The 11,256-nt window shown below is 52.0% G+C and carries 9 protein-coding genes; all 9 read right to left on the reverse strand.

All coding sequences use genetic code 11. From position 1 onward, the window contains the following. Nucleotides 1-32 precede the first annotated feature (32 nt). The gene (locus tag G3578_RS07190) at nt 33-1,340 is read right to left on the reverse strand and encodes an MmgE/PrpD family protein (protein ID WP_165210694.1); all 1,308 of its coding nucleotides are present in this window, start codon (nt 1,338-1,340) and stop codon (nt 33-35) included. A gap of 55 nt (nt 1,341-1,395) precedes the next feature. Further along, a complete protein-coding gene (locus G3578_RS07195; protein ID WP_241254508.1) occupies nt 1,396-2,346 on the reverse strand; it encodes a glycine betaine ABC transporter substrate-binding protein in 951 nt (316 codons plus the stop codon). A gap of 29 nt (nt 2,347-2,375) precedes the next feature. Continuing rightward, nucleotides 2,376-3,110, reverse strand: a complete 735-nt coding sequence (locus tag G3578_RS07200) for an ABC transporter permease (RefSeq protein WP_165210697.1) — start codon at nt 3,108-3,110, stop codon at nt 2,376-2,378. A gap of 13 nt (nt 3,111-3,123) precedes the next feature. Then, on the reverse strand, nt 3,124-4,125 hold the full coding sequence (locus tag G3578_RS07205; protein ID WP_165210700.1) for an ABC transporter ATP-binding protein: 1,002 nt from the start codon (nt 4,123-4,125) through the stop codon (nt 3,124-3,126). Between the two features lie 16 nt (nt 4,126-4,141). Next, nucleotides 4,142-4,795 (reverse strand): ABC transporter permease, encoded by a 654-nt coding sequence (locus G3578_RS07210; RefSeq protein ID WP_165210703.1) that lies wholly within the window; start codon nt 4,793-4,795, stop codon nt 4,142-4,144. Between the two features lie 172 nt (nt 4,796-4,967). Continuing rightward, on the reverse strand, nt 4,968-6,332 hold the full coding sequence (locus tag G3578_RS07215; protein ID WP_165210706.1) for a sigma-54-dependent transcriptional regulator: 1,365 nt from the start codon (nt 6,330-6,332) through the stop codon (nt 4,968-4,970). Further along, on the reverse strand, nt 6,333-8,444 hold the full coding sequence (locus G3578_RS07220) for a PAS domain-containing sensor histidine kinase (RefSeq protein ID WP_165210709.1): 2,112 nt from the start codon (nt 8,442-8,444) through the stop codon (nt 6,333-6,335). 11 nt (nt 8,445-8,455) lie between these two features. Then, entirely contained in the window at nt 8,456-10,240 is a 1,785-nt protein-coding gene (locus tag G3578_RS07225; RefSeq protein WP_165210712.1) for a nitrilase-related carbon-nitrogen hydrolase, read from the reverse strand. A 268-nt stretch (nt 10,241-10,508) separates the two neighbouring features. After that, nucleotides 10,509-11,255, reverse strand: coding sequence for a hypothetical protein (locus G3578_RS07230; RefSeq protein ID WP_165210715.1), 747 nt, complete (start codon nt 11,253-11,255; stop codon nt 10,509-10,511). Between the last annotated feature and the right edge of the window lies 1 nt (nt 11,256).

Here is an 11,256-nt window from a genome sequence, read left to right on the forward strand (position 1 = left end):
GTGATCCCTCTTTATCTTTCTCTGCTGTTTGTTCAATCAGAGAGATTTCTTGCAATCGCTGCCGTGAGCTGCCGGATGTTGGCCAGCTGGTCAACCTGTTGGATTCGTTCGAACAGTTCCTCACTCCCGGCTCTCCCCAGGAAAGGTTCCGTCAGCCGGAAAAACTTCGCCTTCTTCTCCTCACCGGTTAGCGGAAAGTCATAATCTCCTTTTGCCTGCATGACCGGCGAGAGATAGCGACGGCCATCATACGTGCAGAGTTCCACCTGGCTGAGCGCTTTCTCAGGGAAGGCTGCATCCAGTTGGCAATCAATCTGTGTTTCCATGCGGCTCATCAGGCTGAGAATTTCTTCGTTGGCCAGCTCGCGCAGCACTTGTCGGGGCCCAACCTCCCCGAAGACGAGGTAAGCCGCAACCGGAAAGTACAAATTGTACTGGGCCTCTTCGGTATTGGCCGGCGCTTTTTTGGACAAGCGGGCGGACTCCCGGAAGGTGCGGATGACGATTTTCCCAATCTCCCGATGTGAGAGCCGATGACGTTCGGCAAGATACTTGGCTCCTTCCACGGCGGGCTGCGCCCAGCGACAGCATGCATGCGGCTTGAAGTACAACTGCTGGATGCGATAGAGCATTCCCATCTCCTCCACCAGTTCGGCAGCCTCTTTGGTGCCAAAGAGCGATGGAATGCCCGTAAAGCCCTGCTGCGCAAGGTACGCGGAGCTTATGCCGGTCATGCTTCCCCAAGCGATGCCGTCTTTCAACATGGAAGGGTGGTCAATGCATCTCATCATGGGGGAATAGGTGGCATGATACTCGGCAATTCCCAGCGCATGCCGGAGTTGTTCGACTGATAATCCAAGGATTCTGCCAACACCCGCAGCGGCTCCGATCGCCCCCCACGAGCCGGTGCAGTGGTATTCCGGGCGCAGTTGATGGGCCAGCATCCCCGCCCGAATCGCCACTTCATAAGCGATGAGAAGGGCGGTGAGGAACGCTTTTCCCGTTGTTTCGCGTTCCTCAGCCGCTGCCAGTACAGCGGGAAACACGACCGCGCCGGGGTGACCCTTCACCAACCGATGTCCGTCATCAAGATCAAGCGCGTTGGCCATGGTCGCGTTCACGAATGTTGCTCCAGCCGCCTGCAGGGCATGGGTCGACAGAAAAAGGGAGCTTTTTCCTCTCGCCCACTGCTGCACGGCGAACGTTTTGACAATCCGGGCCACCTCGGTCTGGCATCCGGCTATCGTACACGCGATCACATCGGCAAGCGCTTCCTTGAGCGACCGGACAATCGACTCGTCGCACCGTTCGATCGACTCGCCCAGGATGTAGCGGATCATGCCATCATTTCCGTCTGACCGTATTTGCACCCTGCATCACTTCCCGGTATACGGATTATTGCTGGATCAACTGCTGGGAAACGAGCCACTCTCTCGCCACTTCGGCGACGTCCTTGTGTTCAACGTCAACCGTGTAGTTCAGCTTCATCATCGTTTCCGTATCCAGCTTATCGGCAATATCGTTCAGGAGATCGGCCAACTGCGGATTCTTGTCCAGAACCTCTTGTCTTGCCACCGGTGCGCAGTTGTAAGCCGGGAAGAAGAATTGGTCGTCGTCCAGCGCAACCAGATTGAAGCCTTTGATGCGGCCGTCCGTGGCAAACCCTACCGATACGTCCACCTGCTTTTCCTTCAAGGCGTTATAGAGCAGCCCCGAGTCCATCTTCACGACGTTTTCCGCCGGGAACTTAAATCCATACTTTTTCTCAAGCCCTTTGATACCGTCTTCGCGCGCGTAAAATTCCGCGTTGGAAGCGAATTTCAACGCTTTCGGATTGGCATTGACGTATTTGGCAAGATCGGAAATGCTCTTGATTCCCAGCTCATCCGCTTTGTCCTGACGCATCAGGATCGCATACGTGTTGTTGAATTTGGTTTTGTTCAGCCATACCAGCTTGTTTTCCTTATCCTTTTCTTTCACCTTTTCGAATGCTTTCTCCGGATCGGTCTCCACCGCCTGTTTCTGATAGACGACGAGCGCGGTGCCGGTGTACTCCCAGTAGAGATCGATCTGACCGTTTTCCAGAGCGGAGCGGACGACGCTGCTTCCCATATTGCTCGCTTCATTCACGTCGTACCCTTTTTCCTTCAAATAGATCGCGGTGATCTTCGCCAGCAGCTGCTGCTCCGTGAAGTCTTTCCCGCCTACCGTAACGGTCCCTTTCCCTGCAGAGGACTGATTTTGCTGGTCGGACCCCGCCTGTTCCTGACCGCAAGCAGCAAGCACCAGCATCATGAGCGCGAGCAGAATCGAAATCATCGCTTTTGGCGCAAACTTCCTTGTCATTGTGAATACCCCCTTGTTGGATTTGACTACTATGTTTCGAGATGTCGCTGCAAACCTTTCGGAATGATCCATTTTTCCATTTTTCCCAAGACAACATCAAGCAGGATGGCCAGCAAGGTGACCGGCAGAGCCCCCGACAACATAATCCCTGTATCGTTCAAAGAGATCCCGGTAAAGATCAAGTCGCCCAAACCACCTCCTCCAATCAAAAATGCCAAAGCGGCTGTTCCTACATTGATCACAATCGATGTGCGGATGCCCGCCAGGATCGCGAACAGCGCATTGGGAATCTCCAGTTTCCAAAGGATTTGTGACGGCGTCATCCCCATTCCTTGACCGGCGTCAATGATGGAGGGATTGATGCTCTCGATTCCGGCGATCGTATTGCGCAGGATGGGCAAGAGGGAATACAGCCACAGCGCAAAGACTGCGGTAACGTAGCCGATTCCCAAATAGGTCATGACAAGCGCGAGAATCGCCAGACTTGGCACCGTTTGTCCGATGTTGGCCGCGTTGACCGCAAGCCAATCGAATTTTTTAAACCGGGGACGCGTCACCAGTATGCCGATCGGTACAGCGGCCACGACCGCAAGCAGGGAGGAAAGCCCGACCAGCTTCAAATGCTGCTGCAGCAGATGCAGCAAATCATCCAGGTTGTCCAGCATAAACTGAAAGGCACCGGTAGCAAATGCCCACCCCAGAAAGGCGATAACCACCAGGAACAGACAGGCGCGGATCAATCTCTCTGCGATTTTGCCCCTCATCACCGCCACCTCCTTATTGAACCGCCGATGTCCGTTCAGAGGGGTGGATTCCTGTCAGCCGTTCAAAATCAGCGATACTGACCACTCCGGATATCTGCCCGTTATCATCGACAACCGCCGCTTCCCCTGTCGGTGAGGAAAGGAGAACGGAGAGCGCTGTGCGCAAATTGGTATCCATGTGTACCGTATGACGCAGATCGCGTTTGCCGGCGCTTTTCCGATCTGCCGGGTTCAGCCTGCTTACCAGATCTCTCATCGTGAACAGGCTCAAACGTTTTAAAGCCCGTTCGCTTCCCACGAATTCCGCGACAAACTCGTTTTTCGGTTGGGACAGGATCTCGTCCGGGGTCCCGTGCTGCATCAGTTCGCCTGAGCGGAAAAGGGCAATGGTGTCCCCCAGTTTGATCGCTTCATCAAGATCGTGACTGACAAACAGGATCGTTTTCTTCACATCTTTCTGAATCCGCAAAAATTCATTCTGGATGCGCTCGCGAATGATCGGATCCAGCGCGCCAAACGGCTCATCCATCAGCATCACGGGAGGATCGGCTGCCAACGCTCTGGCGACGCCAATCCGCTGCTGCTGTCCGCCGGAAAGTTCCCAGGGATAACGTTTCCGGTATTCATCGGGGTTCAGCCCCATCATCTCCATTAATTCGTTGTACCGCTTTTTCATTTTCACCCGGTCCCAACCCAGCAAATTGGGGACAACGCAGATGTTTTCCTCGATGGTCATATTGGGAAACAATCCCGTTTGCTGGATCACGTAGCCGATTGAGCGCCGCAGCGCGATCGGATCGAGGGAATGAATCTCTTTTCCATTCACTTCGATGGTTCCGCTGGTAATCGGAATCAACCGGTTTACCATCCGCAGCAGGGTCGTTTTGCCGCATCCGGACGGCCCCAGAAAGACACAGATCTGACCTTCCTCTACCTGGAACGTGATATTGTTTACGGCTTTTACGGTTTTGTTTGCGCTTTCATAGATTTTGGTAACCTGTTGAAATCGAATCAACTCGTCTCACCTGCTTTCATGATGTTTTTGCCGTCTGCGACGACAATCTTTTCTGAATCCGTCCCAGTAGAAAATCGATGGCCAGCGCCAGGATGGAAACGGCCAGCGCCCCCGCTTGCACCATCGTTGTGTAGCTGGTGGAGATGCCCCTGGCGATGTATTCCCCCAGCCCGCCGGCCCCGATATAAGCCGCAATCGCGCCGATCCCGATGGTTAACACAACCGCCGTTCTCACCCCTGCCATGATCACCGGCAGAGCCAACGGAATTTCCACTTTCGTCAGACGTTCCCATGCGGTCATGCCCATTCCGATTGCTGCATCCCGCATCTCCGGGTTCACGTTTTTGATGGCGATATACGTATTGCGGATAATCGGCAGCTGGGAGTAGAGTACCAGCGCGAGAAAAGCAGGCAGAAACCCGATGCCCTGCCCGATGAGAGACAGGATCGGAATCATGATGCCAAAGAGCGCAATGCTTGGTATCGTCATGATAATGCCCGCCACTGCCATGACGAGGTTGGCCAAACTCTCCCTTTGCGCGATATAGATCCCGAATGGTACCCCTGTCAGGATGGCAACGCCGACAGCCAATCCCACAAGCTGGAGATGCTCCCATGTCAGCTGCAGCATTTCGCGCCAATTGTCTTGCAAAAACAGGATTACTTCCAAACTGATCCCCCCTTTGCCCGTTGTCCCCTGTGTACCTGTTTGCAAATTGCAATGATCGTGCCAACCGAATTGGGCTTGTCTCTTTGCCTGTCGCCTATCCGTTTGTAAAAAAATCTTTTGACAATTTGTAAAGAAATTTTTACAACGGAAAAAGGAGCCTCATCAGCTCCTGTCATTGAATGAAATACTTGTTCATCTTGTAGAGAAGGCTTTGACGGGAAATGCCCAGTTTCCGGGCTGCGGAAGCCGCCTGACCATGCGCTTCCTTCAGGGCCTGCTGGATCAACCTTTTTTCGATCTCATCCAATTGATCCGGCAGCGATTTGCCAGGGATGCAGGGAATGTCACGCAGATCATCCGGTTCATGCCTGACCTCTTTAATTTCCCTCGGAAAATCTTCGATCGAGAGTTTTTCACCGGTACACAGCACAACGGCCCTTTCCAACGCGTTTTCCAGTTCCCGCACATTTCCCGGCCAATCGTATTCCATGAGCACTTTCATCAGCTCGGGGGAGAGTTCGAAGTGCTTGCCGTATCTCTGCCTGTGTTTCTCCAAAAAATGTTCCACAAAAAACGGGATGTCATCCCGCCTCTCGCGCAGCGGCGGAATAAAGATATCCACAATGTTTAACCGGTAGTACAAATCTTCCCGAAACGTCCCCTGCTCCACCATCTTCTTCAAGTCACGATTCGTCGCGGAAATTATCCGCACGTCCACCTGCTTCGACACATTGCTGCCCAGCCGCATAAATGTTTTTTCCTGTGTCACCTGAAGCAGTTTGGCCTGCAGGGAAGGCGTTATCTCTCCGATTTCATCCAGAAAAATCGTCCCGCCGTTCGCCGCTTCAAACTTGCCCTGGCGGCTGGTATTCGCCCCGGTAAATGCTCCCTTTTCATACCCGAACAGTTCGCTTTCCAGGAGTTGTTCGGGAATGGCGGCACAGTTGACGGAAACAAAAGGCTCCCTGCTTCTTCCGCTGAGATTGTGGATTTTTCGCGCCAACAAACTCTTCCCGGTTCCGCTTTCCCCCTGCAACAATACGGTTGCGTCCGTGTTGGCCACACGTTCCACCAATTGCAAAATCCGTTTCATGGCGGGGCTGAAGCCGATCATATCCTGGGATGATTCGGCATTTTTCAATCTTTCCTTCAGCAGTTGGTTTTCCTGTTTCATCTCCAGCCATTCACATGCTTTTTGGATGGCAATTTCGATCACGTCCAATTTTGCCGGCTTGACAATATAATCAAACGCTCCCGCTTTCATGGCGGTTACGGCGCTTTCCACATTGCCGTAGGCGGTCATGAGAATAAACGCTTTTTGCGGATAGAGCGGGAGAAATTCCTGCAACAATTCCAATCCGGTCGTATCCGGGAGCATGAAATCCAGAAAGATGATATCAATCGGGTGTTCGCTGATGCGCTTTCTCGCTTCATTCCCGTTGGTTGCGGTATAGACGCGATAACCCTTCTTTTCAAAGGCGGACTGTAAAATCCTCAACAGTTTCCCTTCGTCATCGATAAACAAGATGCTCGTCATTTACATTCCTACCTCCGCTTTCGGGATTAGCACATAGAGACAGGTTCCTTTCCCTTCTTCACTGGTGGCGTATATTTTCCCATTGTGCTGGAGAACGATTTCATGCGCGATCGACAAACCCAAGCCGGTGCCCTCCCGTTTTGTGGAAAAGAACGGGTTGAATATCCATGGCAGTTTTGCAGCCGGTATCCCTTTGCCGCTGTCTTCGATCGTCACTTCCCAATTCTGGCCGATGTCCCTGATCCTGACCGTAAGATTGCCGCCGGACTCCATGGCCTGTATGCTGTTTAATAGAATGTTCAGAAAAACCTGCGTCAGGCGATTCTTGTCGCCGTAAACCATGCAGCTGTCCGCTTCATATCGGCGAAGCACGAGTATGCCCTGATCGCTGCACTTTTTCCGCAGCAGATGAAGCAGTTCATTCAGCAGCTCTACCAAATCGACCGGCGCTTTGTTGCTGTCCGTTTCATCCTTTGACAGCTTGAGGAAATCGGCCAGCAGATTGTTCATCCGTTCGGCAGAGTCCAGGATGTCATCCGTCAATTCCGCCACCGACATGCCTGTCGATTGGTGATCCGTGCATTCCAGCTTGATGGCCTCCGCGGCAGCCAGGATAATGCTCAGCGGGTTTTTGATTTCATGGGCAATGCCCGCCGTGAGTTGGCCCAGCGATGCCAACCGTTCGCTTTGCTTGGCATACTCCTCCAGTTTTTTCATCTCGCTGACGTCGCGGATGATCGTAATCGCCCCGATAATCTCGTTTTCTTCTCCCGGAAACAGGGAAGAGTACATTCTTACTTCGTGCCTGTTTCCTTCTTTGTCGAGAATGTAACTCTCAATCTCATCAAATGCTTTCCCTTCCTGCAGCGTCTTCCACGCGACATACTCTTCCTTGTTTTCTTTCAAGGGAAGGTCGATGATGTATTTGCCGATGGCTTCCTCTCGCGTAAACAGGGTCAGCTCTTCCGCACCCTTGTTAAACGTGGTGATTCTTCCGTTTTTATCCGTCGTGATAATGCCGTAGGGAATCGATTCAAGAATGTAGAACAATCTTCTTTCCTTATCGGTAAGTTCTTTCGCCATTTGCCCCAATACCAATGACAATTCCTGCAGTTCGTCGTTCGTGCGAATCGGGCGGAACCTTTTCCGTTTATTCTCTTTATACTCTTTGACTTGCGTGGTTAAATCCAGAATCGGTTTGACAATCCTGGTCGTGCCAAACAGACCAAGCCCGACCGCAATCAGCAGGACCACCAGAAAACCTTGCAACAGCACGCTCATCACATGGTAGGAGGGTTCCATCGATTGATGCTGCGTTTCCCCTACGATCAGCCCGAGCCCTCCCTTCGAGAGCGGACGATAAGCGACGATCATCTGCTGCCCAAACAACTCCCCTTCCCACAATCCGTACCGCTCCTTGCGCAGAAACTCACCGACCGGATGCGTGGCGATCGTGCTGGCGGTGCTCTCCTCATAGCCGCTATGTGCAAGTACCCAACCATCCCGATCAATGACCGCATTGATCCCTTCTTGTCCAATCCGCAGTTCATTCAAATAATCGGAGAGGGTGTTCAGGTTGAGGTAGGCGATCGTCCCGCCAAGAAACCTGCCATCCCCGTCAAGGGAGGGATATGCCACGGCAATGGTTTTTCTTCCATCAGGCAGGATGATCATGTTGGAAATGTAATACGTTTTGCTCCAGCTCAGCCGGGTATAGATCGGCCCAATGTCATTAGGAGAGGAGAAAGGGACGTTCGGAATCCGCTCCAGCAATCTGCCCTCTTGATCGAACGCCTGGATAAACAAGTACAGGGGGTCTCGGGAGACCAACCGCTGCATTTCGGACAAGTAGAATGCCTTGTCCTCCTTGGAAGTTTTGGTGAGATAGTTGGAGGCGACCCGCATGTCGTCCACCATTTTTTCCAGCAGGAACCCGATTCGCTTGCTCAGTGTGCGGGCGATCAGGTCATCTCTGTGTTCGATCTGTTCCTGCACGGATGCATTCATGACCCTCACGGTGAGAACATAGAGCAGCGTGAGGGTAAACAAAATGACAACCAATGTGAGCAGCAGGTATCTTTTGGTGATTTTTGATTGCCAAACATGCAGCATAGTCCAACCACCTATTTTCGATAAGGACAGTCCATTTCATTGACAGGACGGGTTACAAGCCGTTTGTACGCTTCGGTTCTTCTCGACGCGATTAATTTTTCCTGATTAAACCACCAATCATGCTGAAGGGTGGTAATCTGGGCCAGCAAAATCTCTTCCCGCTCCGCTGCCGCCACCACCGGTTGATCCAACCCATACAGAGGGTCCAATGTATATACTCCGCTTCTTCCCCCGAAATGACGGTTCGTTCCCGTGAAGTTGGCCACAATCGTGTAGGCTTGTGCGCCGATGGCGGTTGTCGCCCAATGCGCGATCGCGCCTTCTGGAAAAGAATTCGCTGCGATATGCGGGTTGATCGCCATCTCGTTGAAACATGGACCGCTCCAGCTGGACGGGATGGCGATCACATCGGCTCTGCCCACCGCCAGAACGCCAGCCACCTCCGGGAACAGCGCATCGTATCCGATCATCAGGCCGATTCGGCCAAGCGTTTTGGAAGGGAAGACACTGATCCGATCGCCTGCAGCAGCCCACCGTTTATCGTCGGGCCGCAGATGCGTTTGCCTGTATGTTCCCTCCACTTCTCCATCGGGGTTGATCAGCACGGCCGTATTATAAAGACGTGCCTCTTCCCGTTCGACGAAGCCAAACACGATGGAAACCTGATACGTTACCGCTAATTGTCCCATGAATGAGACCGAAGTTCCACTGGATGTTTCAGATAATTCGAAGCATTTTTCCACGGACAGGCCGTCAAGCGGGCCGGTCGTCGATAGTTCCGGCAACACAAGCAGGTCAAGCTTCGCCGATTGCGCCTTCGCCTGTTGCGACGCTAAGCGGATCAGATGCTGAATTTTGGCGAGATTGGCCTGCTTGTCGCCGATAACCGGCTCGTACTGGAGAACCGCGACGGTCAGATTTTTCGATTCGCGACTCTTGGAAAAGTCCCACGGTGCTTTATACAGCATCAACTCTTTGTATAGTTCCGGCCGTCTTTCGGAGAGGCGCGCCTTGGCGTCATTCCGGTAGAGATCGGGATCGATCCGGGCATAGAGAATCGTCGTTTCGTGCATGTCCTCTTCCGATGTCGGCAGGAAGGCGGATTCGGCCAGCTTTTCCCCATGGGGTGACCAGACCGCGCTCGCCCCGATCATGTGGTAACCCAGCTCGGTATTTGTCCGATTGGCGCTGACAATATAAAGGCCGTTTGTTTCCGCCCTTGCTTGCAGCATCGAGACGGATTGCGCCGTTGAATTCGTCGGAAAGACAAGGATGTCAGCACCTTGCACAGCCGCCAGACGGGCCGACTCAAAAAAGATCGAGTCCATGCAGATGTTGATGGCGATGTTGCCGATCTCCGTGTCAAACACGGGAACCCCCAAATCTCCCCAGGCGGCCCAGTGCGCTTCCGTCTCCCACAAATGAACTTTTCGGTATTTCCCGATATACCCGTCCGGTCCGATCAACGCCGCAGCGTTATAATAGAGTCCGGTTGCCGGATCAACTTCCGGCATTCCGATAACCACATACACGGCGTATCGGCGGCACAATTCCTCAAACCGGCTGGTGGTATATCCAGGAATCGTATCGACAAAAGGCGCGATGGCCTCTCTACTCTCGTAATGATACCCGGTCGTCGCCATTTCCGGTGTAACAATCAGTCTGGCTCCGCTTTCCGCTGCTTCCTGTACGGCCTCAAGCAGCGCATCGATATTCCGGTCACTCTCCCCAAGGATCGGATTAAACTGGACGCATGCCGCTGTAAACGGCCGGTGGATCGACGTTTGCCTTTCCATAGACTCACCCTTTCCTTCTGTGCCACGTACCGCTGCGTAAAACCAATGCAATTATTTTGCCAAGCCAAAATACAGGGCACACTGACAGCAGAAGGAGTGACTCTCCCGGCTCACATGAAATGATTGGGCATTCGTCAGTCTGGTCAGCATCGCCAGCGGCTATTGAAACCGCTTCACTTATTTGTCATTATAATTGAAATCGAAAAAAAGAATGGACAAAAAAGATCAGTCCGAATTGGAACTGATCCCTCAACTCCCCTTTTTGGGGTCATGTATTCTTTAATCGTTCAATCTGGCCCCTCATGATTTTTTTTATCGCTTCATTTGCATACGCTCCTGGTGTAAGGACGTTAGCATCTGCCCAGTACGTGATCAAGAAGCTGGAATGATCATGGAGCCATATTCTCAAGAAATAATTATCACCGCTTAGCTTGTTATTGTTGTAAATTTCTCGAAATCCGACGTAGGTTAACTGGAGGTATTCCTCTATAAATTGTTGGGCGGCATCTGCTGGGAAATCGATCAGAGGGGCGTTGTCTGCAGTGCTTTCTATGCTGATCCTGCTTACTTTTCCTTGAATGTCATACAAGTCTCCAATCACTTTTGCATAAGGATTGTCATCCACTTCAAATAATTCATCCCCAACAAAAATTCGAAACGTTTCGGAGTACCCCTTCACTTTATAGATCGGTGTGCCGATTTCCGCTTGCGTTGCATCACCATTTTTCATGATATATCCTGGGCAAACCATCCCATTCATCTTGAACTTAACTTCACCAATTTTTTCATCCCGTACCAAGCCTTTCGTATCGGAATGATAGCTTTTGCTGTACCTGATGTTGTTCCATAATACCGCAGGATCATACTCGTCGATTTTATTCACGCATGTATGGTTTGCTTGATCCGTATCATTTTCTGCTGTTAATCGTTCTTTGAAGTCCTGATTCTGATTGGATGAGATGCCCAATAGAAGGCCAATTATGATGGTCATGATTCCGATTTTCATCGTGTACATG

This window comes from Brevibacillus sp. SYP-B805 (assembly GCF_011059135.1).
Lineage (GTDB): Bacteria > Bacillota > Bacilli > Brevibacillales > Brevibacillaceae > Brevibacillus_F.